This window comes from Paracoccus nototheniae, assembly GCF_004335005.1.
GTDB lineage: Bacteria > Pseudomonadota > Alphaproteobacteria > Rhodobacterales > Rhodobacteraceae > Paracoccus > Paracoccus nototheniae.
On record NZ_RQRT01000011.1, the window covers coordinates 35,327 to 59,733 of the forward strand.

General features: G+C 67.1%; 15 protein-coding genes and 1 other annotated feature. Of the genes, 4 read left to right on the plus strand and 11 right to left on the minus strand.

Going from position 1 to position 24,407, the window contains the following annotated elements; all coding sequences use genetic code 11:
• Positions 1-11 precede the first annotated feature (11 nt).
• From EG885_RS06820 to trpS, 8 genes are all read right to left on the minus strand, one after another.
• Positions 12-1,289, minus strand: coding sequence for a glycosyltransferase (locus tag EG885_RS06820; RefSeq protein WP_131573731.1), 1,278 nt, complete (start codon positions 1,287-1,289; stop codon positions 12-14).
• The gene (locus tag EG885_RS06825; protein ID WP_131573732.1) at positions 1,286-2,551 is read right to left on the minus strand and encodes a peptide deformylase; all 1,266 of its coding nucleotides are present in this window, start codon (positions 2,549-2,551) and stop codon (positions 1,286-1,288) included. The genes EG885_RS06820 and EG885_RS06825 overlap by 4 nt, the downstream gene beginning before the upstream one ends.
• The gene (locus tag EG885_RS06830) at positions 2,548-9,417 is read right to left on the minus strand and encodes a type I polyketide synthase (RefSeq protein ID WP_131573733.1); all 6,870 of its coding nucleotides are present in this window, start codon (positions 9,415-9,417) and stop codon (positions 2,548-2,550) included. The genes EG885_RS06825 and EG885_RS06830 overlap by 4 nt, the downstream gene beginning before the upstream one ends.
• Before the next feature lie 53 nt (positions 9,418-9,470).
• Positions 9,471-9,983, minus strand: coding sequence for a GNAT family N-acetyltransferase (locus EG885_RS06835; protein WP_131573734.1), 513 nt, complete (start codon positions 9,981-9,983; stop codon positions 9,471-9,473).
• A 66-nt stretch (positions 9,984-10,049) separates the two neighbouring features.
• Positions 10,050-11,381: a Hint domain-containing protein gene (locus EG885_RS06840; protein ID WP_131573735.1), complete on the minus strand. Its 1,332-nt coding sequence runs from the start codon at positions 11,379-11,381 to the stop codon at positions 10,050-10,052.
• Between the two features lie 386 nt (positions 11,382-11,767).
• Complete coding sequence (locus EG885_RS06845) at positions 11,768-12,652, minus strand: universal stress protein (RefSeq protein WP_131573736.1); 885 nt, start codon at positions 12,650-12,652, stop codon at positions 11,768-11,770.
• Positions 12,653-12,666: 14 nt separating this feature from the next.
• Positions 12,667-14,163: a SulP family inorganic anion transporter gene (locus tag EG885_RS06850; protein ID WP_131573737.1), complete on the minus strand. Its 1,497-nt coding sequence runs from the start codon at positions 14,161-14,163 to the stop codon at positions 12,667-12,669.
• Between the two features lie 67 nt (positions 14,164-14,230).
• Positions 14,231-14,286, minus strand: a sequence feature (sul1 is cis-regulatory element that is thought to sense ions involved in sulfur or methionine metabolism; They are found in Alphaproteobacteria).
• Between the two features lie 120 nt (positions 14,287-14,406).
• Complete coding sequence (gene trpS / locus EG885_RS06855) at positions 14,407-15,441, minus strand: tryptophan--tRNA ligase (RefSeq protein WP_131573738.1); 1,035 nt, start codon at positions 15,439-15,441, stop codon at positions 14,407-14,409.
• 88 nt (positions 15,442-15,529) lie between these two features.
• On the opposite strand from trpS, the gene EG885_RS06860 reads away from it, so the two are divergent.
• A complete protein-coding gene (locus EG885_RS06860) occupies positions 15,530-16,231 on the plus strand; it encodes a rhomboid family intramembrane serine protease (protein WP_131573739.1) in 702 nt (233 codons plus the stop codon).
• Here EG885_RS06860 and murJ read toward each other — a convergent pair.
• The 3 genes from murJ to EG885_RS06875 are packed head-to-tail and all read right to left on the minus strand — an operon-like array spanning position 16,228 to position 21,789.
• Positions 16,228-17,757 (minus strand): murein biosynthesis integral membrane protein MurJ, encoded by a 1,530-nt coding sequence (gene murJ / locus EG885_RS06865; RefSeq protein WP_131573740.1) that lies wholly within the window; start codon positions 17,755-17,757, stop codon positions 16,228-16,230. The two genes, EG885_RS06860 and murJ, sit on opposite strands and share 4 nt — an antisense overlap.
• A gap of 10 nt (positions 17,758-17,767) precedes the next feature.
• The gene (locus EG885_RS06870; RefSeq protein WP_131573741.1) at positions 17,768-20,530 is read right to left on the minus strand and encodes a [protein-PII] uridylyltransferase; all 2,763 of its coding nucleotides are present in this window, start codon (positions 20,528-20,530) and stop codon (positions 17,768-17,770) included.
• A 35-nt stretch (positions 20,531-20,565) separates the two neighbouring features.
• Positions 20,566-21,789, minus strand: coding sequence for a penicillin-binding protein activator (locus EG885_RS06875; protein ID WP_131573742.1), 1,224 nt, complete (start codon positions 21,787-21,789; stop codon positions 20,566-20,568).
• Positions 21,790-21,918: 129 nt separating this feature from the next.
• Between EG885_RS06875 and rsmI the strand changes: the two genes are divergently transcribed.
• Genes rsmI through gshB form a run of 3 tightly spaced genes read left to right on the plus strand, consistent with a single transcriptional unit; the run spans position 21,919 to position 24,370 of the window.
• Positions 21,919-22,902: a 16S rRNA (cytidine(1402)-2'-O)-methyltransferase gene (gene rsmI, locus EG885_RS06880; protein WP_131573743.1), complete on the plus strand. Its 984-nt coding sequence runs from the start codon at positions 21,919-21,921 to the stop codon at positions 22,900-22,902.
• Between the two features lie 25 nt (positions 22,903-22,927).
• On the plus strand, positions 22,928-23,359 hold the full coding sequence (locus EG885_RS06885) for a YraN family protein (RefSeq protein WP_242679537.1): 432 nt from the start codon (positions 22,928-22,930) through the stop codon (positions 23,357-23,359).
• 60 nt (positions 23,360-23,419) lie between these two features.
• Positions 23,420-24,370: a glutathione synthase gene (gshB, locus tag EG885_RS06890; protein ID WP_131573744.1), complete on the plus strand. Its 951-nt coding sequence runs from the start codon at positions 23,420-23,422 to the stop codon at positions 24,368-24,370.
• The last annotated feature ends 37 nt before the right edge of the window (positions 24,371-24,407 follow it).

The following is a 24,407-nucleotide window of genomic DNA, read 5'->3' on the forward strand; positions in this document are numbered from 1 at the left end:
TCTGTCCTTGCTCAGCGGACCATCATCGCGCGCAAAAGCGCCTCTTTGGCGGGAAAGACCAGCCGGGCGTCCTGCCGGGCCAGAACGCCGTCCCGGGCGGCCTGTCGCAGTCTTTGCGCCGGGGCGGGATTGTCGATGGCCCAGACCAGCGCCTCGGCCACCTCGGCTGTGTCATCCATATCGACGATCAGGCCGTTTTCCATATCCTCGATCTGCTCGTGAACGGGGGCGGTGTTCGATCCGACGACCAGACAGCCCATCGCCAGCGCCTCGGTCAGCGACCACGAGGTGACGAAGGGCTCGGTGAAATAGACATGGGCGGTGGAGGCTTGCAGCGTTGCGATATATTCCGCCCGCGGCCGCATGACGTTCACATGGATGCGGCGGTGGTCCAGATCCAGCTGATCCGTCATCCGCAGCCACCAGCTGTCCCCGGCAGGCAGCCGGGCGCCATAGGACACGCTGTCATTGGCCAGAATGACCGCATGAACGTCATCGCGCTGCCGTTGCAGATGCTCGACGGCGCGCAGGAACTGGGGAAAGCCGCGCAGGGGTTCCATCCCGCGCGTGGCATAGGTCACAACCGGCTGGACTGCGGGAAGACTGACCCAATCGAAATTGATCCGCGCTCTGGGGCCGGGGCAATGCTGGTCGCAATCGACGCCATCGGGCAGGATCGTGATTCGGTCCCGCAGCGCGGGGGGAAAGCGGCTGGCCTGAAAGGCGGTCGGGCACCAATGCGCATCGGCCAGATCGAATTCCGCCGCGATCGGCAGGTTTCGCATGCGATCCGCGATCAGCGTCCGCGCATCCGAGGGGCGCTCGGCCCGGCCCTTGTCCCAGTTCCGGTCGGTGTAATACCATTCATGATAGGCGACATAGCGGCAATCGGGCCAGACCAGCTTGACCCCCAGCCCGACGCCCCAGCCCACATGCGCCATCACGATGTCGGGCATATAGCCTTCGCCGTGGCGCATCTGATACATCAGCTCTGTCGCCCCACGGCAATTCTGGGCCGCATGATCAAGGATATGGCGGAAATCCTGGGTGGGCAGTGTCGCCTCGCGTCGGCGAAAGCGGCGGATGCGGCAGCCATCCGCGGTCTCGGCGCCGTCCAGACCGCCATGGGCGAAGGTGACGTCCCAGCCCCGGGCCGCCAGCCATGTGCCCAGAAACTGGAACTGCCCCGGCCCGGTCTGATGCAGGAACAGGATCCGTGGACCTGTGCGCGGCGTCGCGGGGACCGTGCCGGCGTGCGGCCTGTCGGGGGCAGCGGTGGGGTCGGTCATGGCGCGCGCCGTTCGCCCGATTTGGTGAGGATCCGCCAGCCCCCGGTCGCCGGCTGGACCAGCCCGGGGCGGCCGAGTTGGTTTGAAAGTCGCAGGGCGCGGGCATGGGCCGCGGGCAGATCAGGTCTAGACCTGAAGGCGAGATAGAGGGTTCCGGCCTGCCGCTCATCGATCACATGGACAGACGGAAAAACGGCCTGCAGCAAATCCTCGATCATGGCCGAGGCCGAGGCGCAGCAGATGACAGCGATGCCGCCATTTCCGTTCAGGCGACGGGCCTGCTGGCGCATCAGGGCGGCAGCCTCCGGGCCCTCCAGCCAGTCATCCGCGCCGTCCATCACGATCGCGTCCATCTTCGGGTCCGGACCGTCGGGCAGGGGGGGCGGATCGCGCAGGGCTGTGACGCGACAAGCCGCGCTCAGCTGCATTCGCTCCATCGCGCGCTGCGGCCAGCCGCTGGCGGGATGGTGCAGGGTAATCCCGGGCAGAATCGTCAGCAGGGAAACGGCCAGCGCGGCGCGGTGGCGCGACAGGATCATGACCTGGCGCAGGGCTGGGGCGGTGAACAGGATCCCCAAGCAGCGCCGGTCCGTCGCGTCGATTGGCAGGGCCGGATCACCGGCATCCAGCAGGGCCACCGGCTGGCCCGCATCACCGCGGATCTGCACCTGCCGCCTGTCCAGCGCCACCAGTGGTGTATCCGCAGGGATGCCGGGATCGCCCTGCCAGGGGGCCAGATGCAGGGCGCGGTTCACCGCCTCAGCGCGTGCGCGCAGCGCGGGATCGCTGCTGGCCACCCACGCGCGATGGAAGGGCGTGATCCAGTCGAACCCGGCGCGATTGTCCAGCAGATCCAGCGCCTGCTGGGCCAGAACGGCCATCCTCCCCTCTAGCAGCTCGTGGACCGGCAGGCCCGTGGGGTGGGTTCCGGTCAGTGTGACCTGTCTTGCGCGCCAGACATGGCGGCGGATCGGGCCGGTCAGGGGGGATGTTTCGGCCCGGTTCAGGGCGAAGTCTCCGGCAGCCGGAATGGCGGGGTTCAAGACATGGATCACCTCGGCGCCCCGGCGCAGCGCAAGGCAGCGCACCGGCAGGCCGATTGCCGGGGCCGCGATCAACCCATCGCCGGTTGCAGCCAACAGATCGTCCAGAATTTGCATGGCGGCGCGGGTGGCCATGTCATCGGCCCGCGCCTCGGCCATGCGCATGCCAAGGCGCGGGTCGGTGAAGCTGAGGATGCGATGCGCGGGCATCCGGGTCATGGCGCCCCATCCGGGGGTGGCGCGCCCGCCGCCGCGTCATGAAGGGTCCGGTCGACCAGGACGGCGGCCAACCGGGCCGCGGTCAGATCCTCGGTCACCGGCAGGCTGGCCATCGACAGGCCAAGGCGGCGCTCGATCTCCAGCCGCAATTCCATCGCCATCAGCGAATCGATGCCATAGCGGTTGAAGGGGCGGTGCGGGTCGAACTGATCGGGCGGCAGGCGCATGATGCCCGACAGGATCTCGCGCAGCTGAGCCTCGACCAGCGCCAGCGCGGCGGGCCAATCCATCTGCCGCAGCCGGTCGGCCAGATGGCCGTCGGCCTGCGCGCCCACCGCATCCTCGGGGACCAGCGACCCGAACATCGCGCTGCCAAGACCGGGCAGGACCGGGGCCAGCCGCGCCCATCGCAGCGGCGCCAGAACATGATCGCCCGGATGCGGATCGCGCAGGGCGGCGCCCAGTTCGGCCAGCAGATCGGCGCTGGTCATCAGGCCCATCCCCTCTATCCGCGACAGCTGCAGGGACAGGGCGGCGTTGCGGGTCAGATAGCCCGCATCGCTGACCGCACCCCAACCCAGACTGCGCACCGGATAGCCCTCGTCGCGCAATTGCCGGGCCAGCGCAGTGATGGCGCTGTTGGCGGCCGAATAGCTGACCTGCCCCGGATTTCCCAGACAGGCCGCGACCGAGGAAAAGAAGATGACCTGATCGGGGGCCAGACGTCCCTGACGCAACAGCCCGGCCAGCCCCTGCGCCACAGCCAGCTTGGCGTCCAGCACCTGTCGTGCCTCGACCGGGTCCAGATCCTTGATCAGCCGGTCGCGCAGCACCATTGCGGCATGGATCACGCCACCGATCCGCTGTCCTTTGGTGGCCAGCCTGTCCAGAAACGCCCCCATCGCGTCGAGGTCGGTCGCATCCACCGCATGCAGGGTCAGTCCCGATCCAAGCGCCTCGCGGGCCCATCTCCCAGGGGCGCCGGCGCCGGGCCGGATTTCACCGCTGCGCGACAGCAGATGGATATCCAAGGCACCCTGCGCCAGCAGCCAGCGCGCGACCTGCAGGCCCAGACCGCCGGTGCCGCCGATGATGATCCAGACATCGCGCAGCAGTGGGCCGGGGCGGGGGGTGCGCGGTTTGGATGGGCGGATCACGATCTTGCCGGTATGGCGGGCGGCCAGCATGTGGCGAAACGCGTCTTCCGTCATGTCGCCCGGAAAGGGGGTGACGGGGATCGCCCGCAGATGGCCTGCCGCAAAGCCCGCGCGGATCGCGGTCAGACTTGCGGCGATTCGGTCGGGATCGGCGGCCAGACGCTGGTCCAGATCCATCCCGAAATAGGTCAGGTTGCGGGCAAAGGGGCGCAGATCCATCTGCGTGCCTTCAAGATAATCGCGCTTGCCCAGTTCTACGAAGCGCCCGAACGGCGCCAGACAATCGACCGAGCGTTGCATCGCCTCGCCCGACAGGCTGTTCAGGACCACATCGACCCCGCGCCCGTCCGTGGCGGCCATGACATCGGGCAGAAAAGTCAGATTGCGGCTGTCAAAGGCCTCTGCCGCCCCCATGGCGCAGGCGATGGCGCGCTTTTCGGGCGTTCCGGTGGTGGTCAGCACCCGCGCGCCGATCATCCGGGCGATCTGGATCGCGGCCATGCCCACACCGCCCGCACCGCCATGGATCAGCACGGTTTCCCCGGCCCGCAGCATCGCCAGATGGCACAAGGCCTCATAGGCGGTGACGAAAGCCACCGGCAGGCCCGCCGCCGCCACCGGATCAACCCCCGAAGGAATGGCCGACACCGAGGCCGCAGGCACGATCAGCCGCGTCGCAAAGGCCTGCGCCGCAAAGCCCATCACCGCCGTGCCGGGCGCCAGAGCGCAGCCCGGACCCGCGCGCCGCACATGACCTGCATATTCCATGCCCATCCCCGCGCCCGAGGCCCCGGCATCCAGAATGCGTTCGGACAGCAGCCCGCGCGCCGACATCACGTCGCGAAAGTTGAGGCCGGTCGCCGCAACCTCGATCTCGACCTCGCCCGCGCGGGGGCTGCGGCGGGGCAGGGGGCGCCAGACAAGACTGTCCAGCCGCCCCAAATCGCGCTGCGCCAGTTGCAGCGCCATGGCCGGGTCGGGGCGCGGGCTGCGCGCCTGCATCCGGTCGGCCCACAGACCCGAGGGCGTGCAATGGGCGGCGCTTTCCCCTTGGGTCGCGGCGATCAGCCGAGCCAGCGCGGGCGCATCCGGGGCAGGACCGGTCAGGGTCAGCAGGCGGATGACGCCCGCGCCCGCCTCATTCGCCGCCGTGACGATGATCGAGCGCAGACCCTCGGCCAGGATGGTGAAATCCGCATCCGCCTGCGGGTCGGCAGCGATCAGCACGAGGGGCGGGCCGGGTTGCGTCAGGTGTTTTCGGATCGCCATCATCGCATGGACCAGCGTTGCGGCCAAAGATGCGCCGGGCCGGTGCGCCAGAGCGATGACCCGGTGCGACGGCGTGCCGCCGCCCTCGCAAGCCAGAAGCGCCGCCCGCAGGTCGTCAGGCAGGTCGTCGGACAGATCGCGACCCTGCAGAACCGGCAGGGTGGGCGTCCCATGGGCGGGTTGCGCCGGGCGGCGCCACAGCGACAGATTCAGCGCCAGCCCGTCTGCATCCAGATTGCCGATGCGCTCGTCATTCCCGGTCGACAGCACCAGCGCCAGACCGCCGGGGGCCAGCGCGCTGTGCAGCGGTGCCTTATCCGGCTGCGCTCCGACGATCAGCGCCAGATCGCTGCCACCCGGCATCGGGTGGGCGGTGACCAGCGGCATCAGATCGGGCGGCAGGATTTGCACCAGCAGGCTGCGCCCGGCCTCGGACGGGGGGGCTATGCGCAAACCGTCCAGTCGGTCGTCATCGGCCAGCCTGCGCAGCAGCGCCAGATCGGGCAGTCCGACGATCAGCAGGTTGCAGCGCTGATCACGGGGCCAGCGCCGCAGAAGATCCTGCAGCAGATCGCCCGCCCGCGCCCAAAGCCGCCTGTGCACCAGTCCATGCAGCGCCGTGTCGCGCGGATCGCCCCCCGCGCCCGCGATCATCGCGGCGCGCAGGTCATCGGCCAGATCGGGGCACAGATGCAGCGCTGCTGACACCGCCTCGCCGACATCGCCGCCCGAGGTGACGGCCCTTTGCACCGCCCGCAAGGCCTGACCCAACGGGTCCGGGACGGGCGCGTCCCCCGGTGCAAGCCGCGCGAGCAGGCGGGCGGGATCGGCCAGATCGCGGGGCAGGGTCACGGGTTGATCCGCCAATCGCAGCCGCACCCGGCGCCCGATCAGGCGCATCGGCGCGATCCGCGTGGCGGCGTCCAGACGGGTCATGGTGAATTCGGCATCCTCGATCAACGCCACGGCATCGCCCTGCGCGTCGAACAGCGCGATCCGGGCCAGCAGCGACCGGCGTCGCCACAGCGTGACCGTGACCTGCGCCTGCGCCGGCGCGATGGCGGGGCGGAACAGCTGCACATGGCCCAACCGGGTGGGCAGCAGCGTCGCGCCGTCGCCCATCAGCGCGGCCAGATCGTGCGAGGCGGGGGTCTTGTCGCTGAGCAGCGCCTGTGCAATGTCGGCCAGCCCGTGAAAGGCGGCGTCCAACGCGGTCGGGTCCAGCAGGAAGGGCCGGGGTGGCATGGCAGGCTCCAGCGCCACCCTGACCGCGCCGCCGCGCAGGCGGTGCAACGACGCCATGCGCCGGAAGGCGGGGCCATAATCCAGACCGCGCGCACCCAGCAGATCATAGAGCGTATCGACATCGCCCGCCCTGCCGCCGCCGCCGGTCAGGCGGGGGATGGGCAAGGCCGCGCCGCGTCGCACCATCCCCCGCGCCAGCAGCGTCCAACCCGCGCGGGTCAGCCGGGGGCGCATCTGCAGCGTGACGGCGCCCGTGTCGGGATCGATACGGGTCTGCAGGTGCAGCCCCTCGCCTTCGACCACGGCGGGGGCCAGGATGTCGAAATGCACCAGCTGCAGGGGCTGGTCGGGCCACAGGGCAGCAGCGGCGCCAAGCGCCAGCTCGGCCAGCACGGCGCCTGCCAGAACGATCTGACCGCCGACCTTGTGATCGGCCAGCCATGCAGGTTGCGTGGGGGTGACGTCGGTCACCCACAGCATGCCGTCGCCCTCGGCCCGGCGCCCGGCCAGCGGACGCGGCCCATCCTCGCCCCAGGCATCGACGCCATCGGGGCTGAGGCGGCTAAGATGATCCCGTTCGTCCCAAGGATAGGCGGGCAGATCCGGATCGGGGCCGCGCCGCGCGCCAGCCAGCGCCTCGGTCCGGACCGGCACGCCCGCGACCCATGCCCGGGCGATCTGTTGCCCTGCGGGGCCCGCCACGGGCCGTTCTGGCAGAAGGTGATCCAGCGAGACGCCGCCATAGCGGGCGATGTCGCGGATATTGGCCGCAAAGACCGGCACGGGCGACAGCTCGACCAGATGACAGGGGCCCTCCTGGGCCAGCCCGGTGACCGCATCGGCGAACCGAACCGGGTCGCGGGCATTGCGCCACAGATAATCCAGGCCCGCATCGCCGGGCCGCATCATCCGGCCAAGCGCCGCCGCCCCGACCGGCATCCGGGGCGGATCGAACCGCAGCCCGGCCAGATCGGCCATGAAGCGGTCATGCAGCGGCTGGACCAGCGGCGAGTGATAGGGGATCTGGACCTTGAGCCGGATCAGAGGCAATCGCTTGCCACCGACCGTGACCCGTGCCAGCCGGGCAAGCGCCGCCTCGGGTCCGGCGACGGTGACGGATCGGGGGCTGTTGATCGCCGCGATGGCCAGATCCGGCATGTCCAGCCCGGCAATGGCGCGGGCCACATCGGCGGCGGCAGCGGCCACGACCGCCATGCCGCCCTGTCCGCGCAACCCCTCGAACGCTTCGGAGCGGGTGACGATGATCCGCGCCGCCGCGTCCAGATCAAAGCAGCCCGCGACATGCAGGGCCGCGATCTCTCCCACCGAATGGCCGATGACGGCGGTGCAATCCAGCCCGGCCTGCAGCAGGCTGCGCGCCTGCGCGACCTGATAGCCGAACAGCAGCGGCTGCGCGACCAGCGGCCGGGCCAGCCGAGTCTCAAGATCGGGGGCATGCATCAGCGCCACCAGACCGGGCTGGCCCTGCCGCGCCATCGCCTGCGCGACCTCGTCAAAGCTGGCACGAAACACCGGATCGTCGCGATATTCGGCGATGCCCATGCCCGGCACCTGCGCGCCATTGCCCGGAAAGGCCAGCACACCCCGCGCCTGGCGCAGTCGCGCCACGCCGCGCAGCCCGGCCTCGGGATCGCGAAGCGTCGCGCAGATATCGCCGTCCAGCGGCAGGGCCAGACGGTGCGGCAGCGCCATCCGCGTCGCCGACGCCGCCACCAGCGCCGCGCGCGTCTGCGGGTCGGCACCCTGCAGGCGGTCGGACCATGCGGCGGCCAGACGCTGCAGCGACCCCTCGGACGCAGCCGAGATCAGCAGCCACGGGGTGGCGGGCGGCGCGGGCAGGGTGACCGCATGCAGGGAGGGGCGCGGGGCCGCACCCTCGGCGACGATCGCCGCGACATTGGTGCCCCCAAAGCCGAAAGAGTTCAGCCCCGCCACCAGCCGCCCGTCGCCAAGCGGCAGCAGAGCGGTGTTGACGCGCAGGTTCAGCGCCTCGAAATCGATCCTGGGGTTGGGCTGGCGGAAATGCAGCGAGGCGGGCAGGGTCCGGTGTTCCAGCGTCAGCAGCGTCTTGGCCAGCCCCACCAGCCCCGCCGCCGGTTCCGCATGGCCGAAATTGGTCTTGGCCGAGCCGATGGGCAGCGGATCGCGGCGCAGCTGGCCAATCGCCTGCCCGATGGCCCGGGCCTCGACCGGGTCGCCGACCTGCGTGCCGGTGCCATGCGCCTCGTAAAAGGCCAGATCGTCGGGGTCGATGCCGCTTTGCGCCAGCACCCGGTCCAGCAGTTCTTCCTGACGCAGCGCCGAGGGCACGGTCAGGGTCGAGGCCGCGCCGTCGGTATTCACCCCCGTCGCCAGCAGCCGTGCGCGCCGTCGCGCCATCAGCCGGTCGGCCATGTCGGGCCGCTGCAGGACCAGCGCCACACAGGCCTCGGACCGGACATAGCCGTCGGCCGCCGCATCGAAGGTCCGGCACAGGCCCGTGGGCGACATCATCCGCGCCTGCGAGAAACCCACGAACCCGCCCGGCGCCAGCAGCACATGCACGCCACCGACGATGGCCGTGTCGACCTGACCGGTGCGGATCGCCTCGGACGCGTGATGCAGCGCGTAAAGCGACGAAGCGCAGGCCGCATCCAGCACATAGCTGGGTCCGCCGAAATCGAAGAAGGCCGAGACCCGGTTGGCGATGATGCACAGCGTATTGCCAAGCGAAAAGCTGGAGCCCGACCGCGCCACATCGGCGTTGTAGATCAGCATATTCTCGACCAGCGAGGCGCCGACAAAGACGCCGGTGCGCGGTCCCGCCAGATCGCGGGGCGACAGGCCCGCATCCTCGATCGCCTCCCACACGGCTTGCAGCATCAGACGCTGCTGCGGGTCGATATCGGCGGCCTCGCGCGGGCTGATGCCAAAGAAATTGGCATCAAAGCGGTGAACCCCGTCGATCTGCCCCGAGGCCAGCGAATAGGCCTTGCCGCGACGGTTCTGATAGGGGTCCAGAAACAGCGCCGGATCGAAATTCTGTGTCCGCAACTGGCCGATGGTGCAGCGCCCGTCGCGCAGCACCTGCCACATCTGCTCGGGCCCCCGCGCCCCCGCAACCCGACAGCTGAGCCCGCAGATGACCGGGCTGTCGCTGTCAGGCAGGGATGCCTGCATCGGGAATTGGGACATGGCGATCTTTCGGGGGGCTGGGCGTCGGAAGGGTTGCGGCAGGCCAGCCGGGGTCAAAGCCGCATGAAGTAATTCCCGCCCAGATGCGTCGCCCCGTTCGCGCGCAGCACCAGATCGGTTTCCTCGATCGCCACGCCGGACACGACGTTGAACATGATGCCTTTCGATCCGCGCGGCGCCGACCAGCCGCGCACGGCCAGCATGATCCGTTGCCAGACATAGCTGCCGATATCGGTCGAGCGGATGTCGCTGCGGATATAGACGGTGTGCATCACCGTCACCCAGGTCTGACGGCTGCCCATCAGCGGCGAGAAGTAGAAATAGGCAAAGCCGACCGGCTCTCCCTCGTATTCGATATAGACCGAGCCGTGAAAGCCGGTCTCACCCTTCAGGTCGCTGACGACTTTTTCCAGCTGGGGCTGGTCGAAGGGCATGTCTGAAAACATGCTTTCCTTATGCAGCTGGCGGGCCAGAGGCAGGATCTTGTCCAGATCGATGACATCCTTACCGAACTGGACGGTAATCTTGCGCAGAGTGGATTCGGGGAGGGTTGTTTCGATGCTCATGTCCAAAAATTAGCCCACCTTGCCTGATCAGCAAAGTGGGCTTTTCCAAAGGGTTATATTAAAAACTTACGCGTAGAGCGGGCGTTCGTTCTTGGCATGGCGGGCGGCCAGCGTGCGGCTTTCGCGACCCTTCAGGAAGGGCAGCGCCGAGGCTGCAGGCAGATCGGCCTCGACCAGCTCGTCAAAGTTCGGGAAGATCGCCCGGACTTCACGCAGCTGATCGGCGTTGAGAAAGCTGATCGCCTGACGGCCCGGATACAGGCTTTCGGCCTCGATCCCCTCGACCGACAGAATCTCGTGCTCTTCCAGCATGATGTGGAAATACTGCACGCGGCGCGCATCGCCATCGATATCGATGCCATTCACGCCGACCAGCTGCTTGACCGATACCAGAACCTCGGCGCTGCCGAACATCCGTTCCGCGATGGTCGAGCGGATGACGACCCGGTGCTGGGGCGAAAAGCTGACATCGCGGGTGGGCAGACCGTTGCCGAAGGCGCCGGCGGGAACCCGGACGGGCAGCAGCTTGGGGTTGCCCGCCAGATCGATCGAATCCAGGGTCCGCTTGCCGATCCATTGGACCTGCTTGGCCCCCTTGCGGGTCATCACCAAATCGCCTTCGCGCAGCGCTTCGACGGCAACCTTGCCGGTGGGCGTGTCGATCAGCGTGCCTGCAGTAAAGCAGATGACGCTGATGTCTTCGAAGTTCTTGAACTTGACCGTATTGCCGCCGTCAAAAGTGACCGTGCCGTCCAGAACCGAGGGATAGCCGCCGATGATATAGCGCACATCGTCGTTCGAGAACGTGTCGGTGATCGTGTCGGCCACGCCATCGTTGTCGAAATCCAGCGAAACCTTGCCGCTGGACAGGGTCAGCGTCCAGTCGCCGGCAAGGTTCAGCGTGTCGTGACCGGCACCGCCGTCAAGAACCATCGGGCTTTTGGGATCTTTTTGCGCCAGCTCGGCATCCGACAGGGTGACGTCGGGGGTGATGTCGCCAAAGCTGACGGAATCGTCGCCCTTGCCCAGATCGGCGGTATTGCCGCCGGAATGGTCCAGCACCAGAGTGTCGTTGCCGTCACCCATTTTCAGATTGTCAAAGCCGCTGCGGAACATGCTGACCGAGTCGTCGCCGCTGCCCATGTCGATGTCGTCGAAGGCGACGCGGAGGCCGCCCTCGTCGGTGGTCCAGATCATGTTCTCGGCGACCAGGGTGTCATCGCCACCTTCCATGTCGACATCGAAGAACCCGCGGCTGCTGCCGCCGCTGGTTCCGCCGACACCGGCATTTCCTGTCACGGTCACGCCCGACGGATCCCTCAGCGGGACGCCATTCCCATCCGCGCCATTACTGACCGTTACGCCATTCGCATCATTGTTGCCGTCGATATCCGCCATAGCGGTACTCCTCGTGAAAAAGTGGTGCCAGATAACTCTGCTTTAACAGGTGTTAAGAAAATTGGGCCGGTTCTGTCAATGGTTGGTTAACGATTTGACGGCGGGCGTCATATTTCTGGCATGATGAGAAGGTGTGCCGTAATCCATAAATTATACATAAATTACAATTATATGATGAACAGACGGCGGAGATTGCCGACTAATTTCGCCAAAGGTGATCTGGAATTGAGCGATAGGCTTCTAAAAGTTAAGCAGAATTATCATCATTATTTTTACAAACTGAACCGTATGTTTTACACTTGGACAGCGTCCGGTTCTGTCTGCAACGGCAAAAAGCCCGCCTTTGGCGGGAGGCTGGCCTTATGCATGGACAATACGGGGTCGCATCAGCGGAACAGAAGCACCGGGCGGCGGCTGTCGATCAGCATCTGGGTGGTGACCGAGCCGATGATCAGGCGCCGGATGCGGCTGTGACCATAGGCGCCCATCGCCAGCAGGTCGTGGTTCTGATCCTTGATCCGGGCAATCAGCGCGGTTTCGGGATTGCCGTGCAGAATCACCGCATCGGCGCGGCACCCGGCGGCGCGCAGGCGCAGGATCGCCTCGTCCAGATCCTCGCTGGCCGCGTGGCCGACCGGGCCGACCATCGCCACCTCGACCCGGAGCCTTTGAAAGGCGGGGTGGGCGGCCAGAAAATCGACCCCCTTCATCGCCGAGGCACCCCCGTCAAACGCCAGCAGCGCGCTGTGCACCGGGCGAAAATCGCGGGCGGCGACCAGCACCGGCACCTTTGCGGCGCGCACGACGCGCTCCAGGTTGGATCCCAGATGCCCCTTGGCGAAATCCGCCGCCGCCCCGCGCTTGCCGATGACGATCAGGGCGGGGTCGGCCTGCCGGTCGGTCGCGTGGTCGATCAGGTCGCCCTGTTCCAGCCGGGTGGCGACCGGCAGGCAGGCAGCGTGGTCGGGTCCGGCAAAAGCCGACAGGCTGCGCTCCGTCAGGCTGCGGGCATCCTCCAGCAGCGCGCGGCCCTCGGCATGGGAGATGCGGGCGCGTTGGGCGTCCAGCACCGCCAATTCGTCCAGCAGGGCGCTGCGGGCGCCAAGCCGGATGGTGCCGGACAGATCCTGCGCCCCGGGCGGGCCGCGACGGCCCAACACATGCAGCAGCTCGACCGGCTGGCCCGCCGGCGCGGCGATCCAGGCTGCATATTCGCAGACCGGGATCGCATAGACCGACCCGTCCACCAAAGCGATGACCTTGTCCGGCATGGCGCATCCTCCCCCTAATGCGCGGTCAGTTTATCCAAAGCGCCGGGTTTGTCATGTGTTCCAAGCCGGTCGACCAACGTTTCGGACGCTTCGTTCATGCCGATCACCTGCACCTCGGCCCCGTCGCGGCGGAATTTCAGGATCGCCATGTCCAGCGCCTGAACGGAACTGATGTCCCAGATATGCGCGCGGCTGACATCGATGGTGACCCGGTCCAGCGGTTCGGCAAAGTCGAAAGCCGCCATGAAATCCTCGACCGAGCCGTAAAACATCTGGCCCTCGACCTGATAGTTGCGGTGGCGTCCGTCCGCCGACAGGGTCGATGTGACGCGGAACAGCTGGGCGATCTTGGCGGCGAAGAAGATCCCCGACAACAGCACGCCCGCCAGCACGCCGATGGCCAGATTATGGGTCCAGACCACCGTCGCCACCGTCGCCAGCATCACGACCGATGATGATGTCGGATGGCTGCGCAGGTTGGCGATCGACGACCAGCTGAACGTCCCGACCGAGACCATGATCATGATCGCCACCAGCGCCGGCATGGGAATCCGGCTGACCAGATCGCCCAACCCCACCACAAGGATCAGCAGCGCCACCCCGGCGGTGAACGAGGACAACCGCCCCCGACCGCCGGATTTGACGTTGATCATCGACTGCCCGATCATCGCGCAGCCCGCCATGCCGCCGATGAAACCGGTGGCGGTATTGGCCAGACCCTGACCGATGCATTCCTGATTGCGGCTGGACCGGGTGTCGGTCAGCTCGTCCACAAGGTTCTGCGTCATCAGGCTTTCCAGCAGGCCGACGATGGCGACCGCGAAGGCATAGGGCAGGATGATCTGCAGCGTCTGAAGGTTCAGCGGAATGTCGGGGATCAGAAAGACCGGCAGCGTATCGGGCAGCGCGCCCATGTCGCCCACCGTGCGCACATCCCAGCCAAGCGCCATCGCCAGACCGGTCATCACCACGATGGTGACCAGAGGCGAGGGGATCGCCTTGGTGATCCTTGGGAACAGATAGATGATCGCCAGCGAGGCCGCGACCAGCACATAGGTGAACCAGCCGACGCCCGGCAGCCTGGGGTCCAGTTCCGGCAGCTGCGCCATGAAGATCAGGATCGCCAACGCGTTCACGAACCCGGTCATCACCGATTTCGACACATAGCGCATCACGAAGCCCAGCTTCAGCAGCCCACAGCCGATCTGGATCAGCCCGGCCAGCACCGTGGCCGCCAGCAGATATTCCAGCCCGTGATCGCGGACCAGCGTGATCATCAGCACCGCCGTGGCGGCGGTCGCCGCGGAAATCATGCCCGGGCGGCCTCCGGTGATCGCGGTGATCACCGCGATGGAAAAGCTGGCATACAGCCCGACCTTGGGGTCGACGCCCGCGATGATGGAAAAGGCGATGGCCTCGGGGATCAGCGCCAGCGCGACGACCAGTCCCGACAGCAGGTCCGGGCGGATATTGCCCAGCCATTCGGCCTTGTAGCGTTCGATTGAAGTCATGTTTGATCCGTTCCCGACCGGGGCCATCAGGGCGCCCGGCATCCGACAGTCTGGCTGTCGAGGTTCGAATTGTCCGGCGGATCGGCGGCCGGAAGAGCCACCCGGAATCTCACCGGGTCCATGCGTGTGGGGCGCTGATAGCGGTAAAAGGCGCGGGCGGGCAAGCCTTTCGCCGCAAAAAACCGCCGCGCCTTGCGGGCACGGCGGTCGGTCAGTCTGCCCGGTGCCCGATCGGGCGGCAGATCAGGCGCGGGGGCGCAGCAGGCCCATGATGTCCTTGGTCCGCTGCAGGATCGGCATCGCCACCGCCGCCGCGCGATCCGCGCCATCGGCCAGCACGGCGTCGATCTGGGCGGGATCGGCCATGAATTCGGCCATGCGGCGGGTGATGGGCGACAGTGCCTCGACCGCGACCTCGGCCAAAGCGGGCTTGAAGGCGCCAAAGCCCTGACCCTCGAACCGGGCCAGCACCTGATCGGGGGTCTCATCCGTCAGGGCGGCATAGATGTTGACCAGATTGCGCGCCTCGGGGCGGTCTTTCAGACCCTCCATCTGGCCGGGCAGAGGCTCGGCATCGGTGCGGGCCTTGCGGATTTTCTGGGCGATCGTGTCGGCATCGTCGGTCAGGTTGATCCGGCTGGCATCCGACGGGTCGGATTTCGACATCTTCTTGCTGCCGTCGCGCAGGGACATCACGCGGGTGGCCACGCCCTCGATCAGCGGTTCGGTGATCGGGAAATGGGTGACGCCGTAATCATGGTTGAACTTGGCGGCGATGTCGCGGGTCAGTTCCAGATGCTGCTTCTGATCCTCGCCCACCGGCACCGCGGTCGCCTGATAGGTCAGGATATCGGCCGCCATCAGCGCCGGATAGGCCAGCAGGCCGAGGCTGGCATTTTCGCTGTTCTTGCCCGCCTTGTCCTTGAACTGGGTCATCCGGTACATCCAGCCGACCCGGGCCACCGTGTTGAACAGCCACGCCATTTCGGCATGCGCGCTGACCTGTGACTGATTGAACAGGATCGACTGTGCGGGATCGACGCCCGAGGCCAGGAAGGCCGCCGCCGCCTCTCGCGTGCGGGCGCGCAGGATCTGCGGGTCTTGCCAGACGGTGATCGCGTGCAGATCGACGATGCAATAGACCGTCTCGGCCTGATCGCCCTGCAGGGCGGCAAAGCGTTTCAGCGCGCCCAGATAATTCCCAAGCGTCAGCCCCCCCGAGGGCTGGATCCCCGAAAAGATGCGCGGGCGGAACGGGGCGTTGATCGGATCGGACATAATCGGCCTGCCTTGGAATTTCCTGCACCGTGGCTTAGCGGGTGGGGGCACCCTTCGCAACCGTCCCTAAACCCGAACAGGAATTCCCATGCGCCAAGGCCTGACCGAATCGCCGCTGAACCCGCTGCCGCCCGTGATCTGGCTGCTGGCGCTGCCGATCATCGCGACCGAGGCGATCTTTGCCCTGGGGTCGGCGGGCCTGATCGGCGGGGCCGAGGGGGTGGGAATGCGGCTGCAGGCGATCCGTCTGACCGCCTTTCCGCCCGAACTGGCGCAGCGCATCTGGACGCTTGGGGCGGTGGATGCGGGGCAGCTGTACCGGGCGTTCAGTTTCAGCTTCGTGCATGTGTCGTTCACCCATGCGCTGTTCGTGGTGGTCTTTACGCTGGCGCTTGGGAACATGGTGTCGGGCAGCTTCCGGCCTGCGGCGCTGCTGGCGCTGTTCTTCGGATCGGCGATCGGCGGGGCGCTGGTCTATGCGGCGTTGCTGCCGCTGACCGGGGTGCGGGCCGCGCCGCTGATCGGCGGTTACCCGGCGGTCTATGGGCTGGTCGGGGCCTTCACCTTCCTTTTGTGGGCGCGGCTGGCGGCGGTGAATGCGAACCGGCTGCGGGCGTTCACGCTGATCGGCATCCTGCTGATGTTCCAGCTGGTCTTTGGGCTGGTCTTTGGCGGCACCGGACCGGGCTGGATCGCCGAGCTTGCGGGCTTTGCCACCGGTTTCGCGCTGTCCTTCCTGCTGGTCGATGGCGGGCTGGCCCGGGCGCTGGCGCAGATCCGCCAGCGTTAACCGCGTTTCACGGCGGCTTTCAGTTCCGAGATCCGATAGCCGCCGATGACGAAGGCCAGCGCGAAATAAAGGCCCGCCCCGCCAAAGACAAGGATCGCAAGACCCGCGCCGCGGCCAAGACCCGCGCCCTCCAGCCATTCGCGCATGCCCCACAGCGCGGCCGCCATCAGGGCCGAGGCCAGCAGGATGCGCGGAAAGGCGCGGCGCAACCGGGCATCGGCGCGCGCGGCCTGACCCATGCTGCGGGTGCCCCACCACAATTGCGCGACCATGATCCAGGCGGCGATGGTCGTGCCCAGGGCGGCGGCCAGAAAGCCCAGCCAGGGCATCAGCCCAAAGGCCGCCACCGCATTCACCACCATCGACAGCAGCGCAAAGCGGAACGGCGTGCGCGTATCCTCGCGCGCGAAATACAAGGGCTGCAGGATCTTTTGCAGAACGAAGGCGGGCAGGCCAAGCGCATAGACGACCAGCGCCGCCGCCGTCTGCTGCGTGTCGAAGGCGGTAAAGGCGCCGCGTTCGAACAGGGTCGCGACCATCGGCTGCGCGATCACCGCGATGGCAAAGGCGGCGGGCAGGGTCAGAAAGAACCCGAACTCGGTCGCGCGGGAATAGGCCGATTGCCCGCCCGCGTGATCCTCGGCCCGGATGCGGCGGGCCAGTTCCGGCAGCAGCACGACGGCCACCGCCGCCCCCACCACGCCAAGCGGCAGCTGATACAGCCGGTCGGAATAGGACAGCCAGGCGATTGCGCCTTCGAACCGCGATCCGACCTGACGCCCGATCAGCAGGTTGATCTGCACCACGCCGCCCGCGAAGGCGGCGGGCAGGGCGACGGCGACCAAACGGCGCATGTCGGGCGACAGGCGCGGGCGGCGGGGCCAGAACGTGTATCCCGTGCGTCGCGCATCCCACCAGACCAGCGCCAGCTGGGCGATGCCGGTGACGGGCGTGGCCCAGGCCAGCGTCAGCCCCAGATCCCAGCCCTGCCAGCGCCCCAGCCCCATCGCCACGATGAACAGCAGGTTCAGCAGCACCGGTGCGGCGGCGGCGGCGGTGAAGCGGCCATTGGCATTCAGCACCCCCGAGATCATCGAGGCCATCGAGATCAGCAGGATATAGGGAAAGGTGATCCGCCCATAGGTGACCGCCAGATCGAACCGCTCGTCCCCGGCAAAGCCCGATGCCATCAGCCAGACCAGCCCCGGCATGAAGATCATCGCCACCGCCGACAAAGCCAGCACGGTCAGGAACAGACCCGAGAACGCCTCGCGCGCGAAACGCTGCGCGGCGTCGGGATCCTCCAGCTTTTTGGAAAACATCGGGATGAAGGCGGTGTTGAACGCGCCTTCGGCGAAAAAGCGGCGGAACATGTTTGGCAGGGACAGGGCGATCAGGAACGCCTCGGCCACCGCGCCCGTGCCCAGCCATGCCGCCATCAGGATGTCGCGCACAAAGCCCGAGGCCCGAGAGATCAGAGTCCACAGCCCGACGGACAGAAAGCCCCGCACAAGTCCGGATTTCATGGTTGCCAGTTCATCCTTGGTCAGCCTCGGCCCGTTTCACGCCATCGGCGATCGCCGTGCGCAGTTTCTTTTCCAGCGTGTCGCGCTTGGCCGGGCTGTGCAGTTTCAGCCCGAACATGTCCTTGACGTAAAAGCTGTCCACAACCTGCGCGCCATAGGTCGCGATCACTGCGCTGACGATCTGGATATGGTTCGAGGCCATGGTGCGGGTCAGATCATACAGCAGACCGGGCCGGTCGCGGGTGTCGACCTCGATGATGGTATAGATGTCGCTGCCCTCGTTGTCGAAGGTGATATGGGTGGGAAACTTGAATTCGCGGTTGCGCTTCTTGGGCTTGTCGCGGCTGGCAAAGGCCTCGCGCGCGACGATTTCACCGGCCAGCGTGCGCAGGATGATCTGGCGCAGCTTGGCCAGACGGTCCTCGGCAAAGGGATGGCCCTCGCTGTCCTGCACCCAGAAGACCGCCGTGGCATAGCCGTCGCGCGTCGTATAGGTGCGCGCATCGACCACATTCGCCCCGGTCAGGGTCAGCGCGCCCGCCAGCCGCGAAAAGATGCCCGGATGATCCGACAGCACGAAGGCTGCGCGGGTGGCGTCGCGGTCGGCATCGGCGCGCAGGTCGATGCGGATCTCGTCCTTGTCGATGCCCTTCAGCAATTGCGCGAAGACGGCCTGGGTTTCGGTCGGCAGACCCGGCCAATAGGCGTCGTAATGGCGGCCCAGCTCGGACCGGATCGCCTTCGGCTCCCACCCTTTGGCGATCAGCATGTGGCGCAGGGACCGCTTTGCCTCGGCATGGCGGCGGTCGCGGTTCAGTTCCTCAAGACCGTTTTCCAGCGCGGCGGCGGTTTCGCGGTGCAGCTGGCGCAGCAGGGCGGCCTTCCAGTTGTTCCAGGTGCCCGGTCCCACGCCCCGGATGTCGCAGACGGTCAGCACCAGCAGCATGTCCAGCCGCTTGCGGGTCTTCACCGCCTTGGCGAAATCGCGCAGCGTGCGGGGGTCGGAAATGTCGCGTTTCTGCGCCACGTCCGACATCAGCAGGTGATGGCGCACCAGCCATTCGACCGTGTCGATATCATCCTGAGCAAAGCCCATGCGGGTGGCGATCCGCCGTGCGATCCGGGCCCCCAGGATCGAGTGATCCTCGGGGCGGCCCTTGCCGATATCATGCAGCAGCGTGGCCAGATACAGAACGCGGCGGTTCACCCCGGCATCGATGATGCCGCTGGACAAGGGCAGGTCGGACGGATGTTCGCCCCGCTCGATTTCCGCCAATGCTGCGACGCATTGGATGGAATGTTCGTCGACCGTAAAGTGGTGATACAGGTTGAACTGCATCATCGCCACGACCGGCTGGAATTCCGGGATGAAAGCCGCCAGCACGCCCAGTTCGTTCATGCGCCGCAGCGCGCGTTCGGGATTGCCGTGTTTCAGCAGCATGTCCATGAAGATGCGGATCGCCTCGGGGTCGGACTGGACCTGTGCGTCGATCAGATCCAGATTGGCTGCGACCAGCCGCATCGCGTCGGGATGGATCAGGGTGCCGCTGCGCAACGCCTCTTCGAAGAGGCGCAGGATGTTCAGCGGATCGGCCAGAAACTGCGTCGCATCGGCATAGGACAGGCGCCCCTGCTGATCGACAAAGCCGGGCCGCATCTTGCGGCGCCGGCGAAAGATCCGGCCCAGAAAGGGCGCGGTGCGGACATGGCGGGTTTCCAGCTCGGTCAGAAAGACGCGGGTCAGTTCGCCCACGCGGGTCGCGTGGCGGAAATAATCCTGCATGAAATATTCGACCGCGCGGCGGGCGGTGGTGTCGGCATAGCCCATGCGCCGCGCCACCTCGACCTGCATGTCAAAGGACAGAACGTCCGACGGACGCCCCGCGATCAGGTGCAGATGGCTGCGCACCGCCCAGAGGAAATCCTCGGCCTGCCAGAACGACAAATGCTCTTCGCGCGAAAAGACGCCCAGATCGACCAGTTCGACCGCGCGTTCGACGCGGTGGATGTATTTGGCGATCCAGTACAGGGTCTGCAGATCGCGCAGGCCGCCCTTGCCCTCTTTCACGTTGGGTTCCAGCACGTAACGCTGGCCGCCCTGCCGGGCATGGCGGGCGGCGCGTTCGTCCAGCTTGGCCTCGATGAATTCGGGGATGGTCTGGGCGAACAGTTCCGTCCACAGCCGGTGGCGCAATTCCTCGGCCAGGGGGGCATGGCCGGTGACCAGCCGATGTTCCACCAGCGAGGTGCGGATGGTCATGTCGCCCGCGCCAAGACGCAGGCAATCATCCACGCTGCGGATCGAATGGCCGATCTTCAGTTTCAGATCCCACATCATGTACAGCATCGATTCGACGACGCTTTCGGCCCATGCGGTGATCTTCCACGGGGTCAGGAACAGCAGGTCCACATCTGATGCGGGCGCCATCTCGGCCCGGCCATAGCCGCCGACGGCCAGCACGGCCAGACGTTCGTTTTCCGACAGCGATTTCTGCGGGTGCAGATAGGTGGTGGCGACGTGATGAACGGCAATGACCAGCGCATCGGTCAGCCCGGCAATGGCGCGCACGGTCTCGCGCGCGGCGCGGGGATGGGTGGCAAAGCCCGCCTCGATCGCGGCCATGCCGTCATGGCGGGCCAGCCCCAGAAAGGCGACGGTCCGGGCGCGCAGTTCGCGCGCATCGGTGACGCCCGCCAGCTGCCGGTCCAGATGGGCCAGCAGCCGGGTTGGGTCGATTTCGGGACGGACCTGCGCCGGGGCATCGGGGATCATCGTTCAGCCTGTCCTGTCGTCACCAACGGTCACCGTCACGACCCGAAGCCGCGCGCGCTTTGCTGGGCGGCGTCCAGCACGACCAGCTGGCCGCCCCGGATGGTGGCCACGGCCAGCCCGCGCTGGACGGTGCCGTCGCGTTGCAGACGGAAGACCCCGCCGACGCCGGAAAACCCCGCGCGCTGCGTCAACCCCGAGGTGGTCAGCGCGTCCCTCCGCCCGTCGCGTGCCAGCGAGGCGATCGCCGCCACCCCGTCATAGGCCAGCGAAGCCAGCTGATGAGGGGCCTCGCCATGGGTCTGGGCATAGCGGGCCTCGAACCGGCGCTGCATCGCCTGATCGGGAATCGCGAACCAGCCCTCGGCCAGTTGCGGCATCGCCAGGCGGTCGGCGGGCTGGTCCCACCGGGTCAGCCCCATCATCTGATTGACCGGAGAGCGCACGCCCGCCGCCGCCAGCTGTTGGGTCAGATAGGGCAAGACGGCCTGATTGTTGGCGGTCATGAAGACGGCATCGACCGACCCCGATTGCGCGGCCTCACTGATGCGCGGGGTCACCGCGTCGATGCCGCTGATCGAGACGCCGTGATTGACCCGTCCCGCCAGGCGGGCGCCGTTCCGGGCGATCGCGGTTTCGATCGCGCGACCGCCCAGCTGGCCTGCCACGTCATCTTCGGCCACGACCAGAATGTTGCGCTTGCCCCGGTCCACGCCATAGCCGACCAGCCGGTCGGCGATGTTTTCAAAGCTGTTGCCCAGAACGAAGACATTGCCGCCCGCGACTTGGGTGTTGTTGGAAAAGGTCAGGACGTTGATGTTGCGCGGCTGCATCGCATTGCCGACGGCATTGGCACCTTCCGCGAACAGCGGGCCCAGAATGATCTGCGCGCCCGCATCGGCGGCGGCATTCGCCTGCGCCACGGCGCTTTCGGTCGAGGCGCCGCTGTCATAGATCCGCAGATCGATGGCCGCGCCCTGCGCGTCGCCCGCCGCCATCCGCGCGGCGTTCTTCAGGCTGCGCGCCAGCCATTCCAGATCCTGCGATCCGGTTCCGGCAGGGGCCAGCAGGGCCACGCGCACCGGCTCGGACGGATCGATCAGGGGGCCGGTCTGGGGTCCGCTGGCCTGACTGCCGCTGCCGGTCGGCTCGCAGGCGGCAAGGAACAGGGCCGAGACGATCGTGGCGGTCTTGACAAGCGCACGGCGCAGACCCGTGGCCGGCCGTGAGAGGGCGGGCCGGGTTGTGGCGGAGGCGAACATGTGAAATTTCCCTGCTGAGTGATATAAGGCGCGTGGCGATAGACAGTGCGTGGCTGGTAGCAGCCTATGACCTGCGCCCGCGAATGGCAATCAGCGCCAGCCCGTTCAGGGCGCCCCAGGGGAGGCAGGATGACCGACCGCCACGATGAGAACGCAGGCCCCGACCGCACGGGGGCCAACCAGACAGCAGCCGACCGGGCAGGCGGCGACCGCGCAGGCCCAAGGCCGCCGTCGGAACCCGCCCGCCGCCTTGGTGCCCATGTCGAGGCCGCGCGGCTGGCGCCGGGTCTCTATCTGGTCGCGACACCCATCGGGGCCGCGCGCGACATCACGCTGCGCGCGCTGGATGTGCTGAACAGCGCCGATCAGCTGGCAGCCGAGGATACCCGCGTGCTGCGCCACCTGATGGACATCCACGGCATCCCGCTGCGGGGACGGCGGATCCTGTCCTATCACGACCATAACGGCGACCGCGCCCGCCCGGCGCTGCTGGCGGCGCTGGCCGAAGGCGGCAGCGTCGCCTATTGCTCGGATGCGGGCACGCCGCTGGTGGCCGATCCGGGCTATCGTCTGGCACTGGACGCGGCGCTGGCCGGGGCACGGGTCCATGCGTTGCCCGGCCCCTCGGCCGCGCTGGCCGCCCTGACCCTCTCGGGCCTGCCAAGCGACCGCTTTCTGTTCCTGGGCTTTCCGCCACCGACCAAGGCCGCCCGCCTGACATTTCTGAGGCGCTGGATGGCGGTCGATGTGACGCTGATCCTGTTCGAAAGCCCAAGGCGCGTTAACCGAACATTGGAAGATCTGTGCGAGATTGATGCGAATCGGATTACCGTGGTGGCACGGGAACTGACCAAGAAATTCGAAGAGGTGATCCGGGGAACGGCGGCAGAACTGGCAGCAGACCCCCGCATGGCCACGCTGAAGGGCGAGGTGGTGATGGTGCTCGACCGCCCCTCGGCGGTCGAGGTGGATGAGGATCGGCTGGACCAGGTGCTGCTGGGGCATATGGCGACGATGTCGGTCAAGGATGCAGCCCGCGAGGCGGCGCAGGAACTGGGTCTGCCCAAGCGCGACGTGTATCAGCGGGCCTTGGGATTGGCGGAACGGGATTAGGCCGGTGGCGGCGCAAGGAGGCGGAATGCAGAATGTGATGCAACAGGATGTTCTGGCGCCATGGGCACGGCCTGCAGCCCCTGCCGTCAGTCCGGCGCGGCGTGCCCGGGGGCGGCGCGCGAACCTCAGCGGCGTGATGGCCGAAGACAATGTGCAGCGTCTTTACCAGCGGCGCGGGGCGGTCCTGCAGGCCAGCCGCTGGCGTGGCAAGGCCGGAAAGATCGACCTGATCCTGCAGGAGGGCGAGGATCTGGTGTTTGTCGAGGTCAAGGCATCCGCCACCCATGCCACGGCCGCACAGCGGCTGTCGCCCGCGCAGATGCGCCGCATCATGCAGGCGGCCTGCGAATATTGCGACCGGCAGGGGCTGGGGCTGGTGTCGATGCGCTTCGACGTGGCTCTGGTCGATGGGCTGGGCCGGGTCGAGCTGATTGAAAATGCCTTCGGTCAGGACTGAGGCAGGCTTGCATCCCCTTGCGCTGCGGGCCACAACGGGCCCGAGTTTCAGGAGGGCAGGATGAGCCTTTACGTCGCCTTGCAGATGGATCCGATCGAAGATGTCTCGATCGATGCCGACAGCACTTTCCGCATCGGTCTCGAGGCCGAGGCGCGTGGGCACCGGTTGTTTCAATACACCGTCGATCAGTTGCGCTATGACGAAGGTCGGGTGATCGCCCGGGGGCGGCCCGTGACGTTGCGCCGCCGTCAGGGCGATCATGTGACCTTCGGGGACTGGGCCGAGGTCGAGTTGACCGAATTCGACGTGGTCTGGCTGCGTCAGGATCCGCCCTTCGACATGGGCTATGTCACCTCGACCCATCTTCTGGATCGGGTGCATCCGGGCACGCTGGTCGTGAACGACCCGTTCTGGGTGCGGAACTGCCCCGAAAAGCTGATGGTTCTGGATTTTCCCGATCTGACGCCTCCGACGATGATCGCCCGCGATCCGGCGGCCTTCCGCGCCTTCCGCGCCCGGCATGGCGAGATCATCGTCAAGCCGCTGTATGGCAATGGCGGGGCGGGGGTGTTTCATCTCAAGCCCGGCGATGCGAACTTGTCGGCGCTGCTGGAGACCTTTGCCGGGATCAACCGCGAACCGATGATCGCGCAGAAATATCTGCCCGCCGTCGTCAAGGGTGACAAGCGGATCATTCTGGTCGATGGCGATCCCGTCGGCGCGATCAACCGCGTTCCGCAAGAGGGCGAGGCGCGGTCGAACATGCATGTGGGCGGGCGCGCCGAAAAAATCGGCCTGACCGAGCGCGAGCATGAAATCTGCGCCCGGCTGCGTCCGGTTCTGCGCGACAAGGGTCTGATCTTTACGGGGATCGACGTGATCGATGGCTGGCTGACCGAAATCAACGTGACCTCGCCCACCGGCATCCAGGAGCTTGAGCGGTTCGACGGCATCAATGCTGCCGAAGTCCTGTGGCAGGCGATCGAGCGGCGGGTGGCCGACAAGGGCTGAGCCGTCGGCAGAGGACGGGCTGGCGGGTGCGGTCAGA

Excerpts from the sequence above, each read along its gene's own strand:
- rsmI (WP_131573743.1), top strand. The coding sequence starts at position 21,919 with ATGACCGACCGCCACGATGAGAACGCAGGCCCCGACCGCACGGGGGCC.
- EG885_RS06830 (WP_131573733.1), bottom strand. The coding sequence starts at position 9,417 with ATGTCCCAATTCCCGATGCAGGCATCCCTGCCTGACAGCGACAGCCCG.
- EG885_RS06845 (WP_131573736.1), bottom strand. The coding sequence starts at position 12,652 with ATGCCGGACAAGGTCATCGCTTTGGTGGACGGGTCGGTCTATGCGATC.
- EG885_RS06860 (WP_131573739.1), top strand. The coding sequence starts at position 15,530 with ATGCGCCAAGGCCTGACCGAATCGCCGCTGAACCCGCTGCCGCCCGTG.
- EG885_RS06835 (WP_131573734.1), bottom strand. The coding sequence starts at position 9,983 with ATGAGCATCGAAACAACCCTCCCCGAATCCACTCTGCGCAAGATTACC.
- gshB (WP_131573744.1), top strand. The coding sequence starts at position 23,420 with ATGAGCCTTTACGTCGCCTTGCAGATGGATCCGATCGAAGATGTCTCG.
- EG885_RS06825 (WP_131573732.1), bottom strand. The coding sequence starts at position 2,551 with ATGACCCGGATGCCCGCGCATCGCATCCTCAGCTTCACCGACCCGCGC.
- EG885_RS06875 (WP_131573742.1), bottom strand. The coding sequence starts at position 21,789 with ATGTTCGCCTCCGCCACAACCCGGCCCGCCCTCTCACGGCCGGCCACG.
- murJ (WP_131573740.1), bottom strand. The coding sequence starts at position 17,757 with ATGAAATCCGGACTTGTGCGGGGCTTTCTGTCCGTCGGGCTGTGGACT.
- EG885_RS06840 (WP_131573735.1), bottom strand. The coding sequence starts at position 11,381 with ATGGCGGATATCGACGGCAACAATGATGCGAATGGCGTAACGGTCAGT.
- trpS (WP_131573738.1), bottom strand. The coding sequence starts at position 15,441 with ATGTCCGATCCGATCAACGCCCCGTTCCGCCCGCGCATCTTTTCGGGG.
- EG885_RS06870 (WP_131573741.1), bottom strand. The coding sequence starts at position 20,530 with ATGATCCCCGATGCCCCGGCGCAGGTCCGTCCCGAAATCGACCCAACC.
- EG885_RS06885 (WP_242679537.1), top strand. The coding sequence starts at position 22,928 with ATGCAGAATGTGATGCAACAGGATGTTCTGGCGCCATGGGCACGGCCT.
- EG885_RS06850 (WP_131573737.1), bottom strand. The coding sequence starts at position 14,163 with ATGACTTCAATCGAACGCTACAAGGCCGAATGGCTGGGCAATATCCGC.
- EG885_RS06820 (WP_131573731.1), bottom strand. The coding sequence starts at position 1,289 with ATGACCGACCCCACCGCTGCCCCCGACAGGCCGCACGCCGGCACGGTC.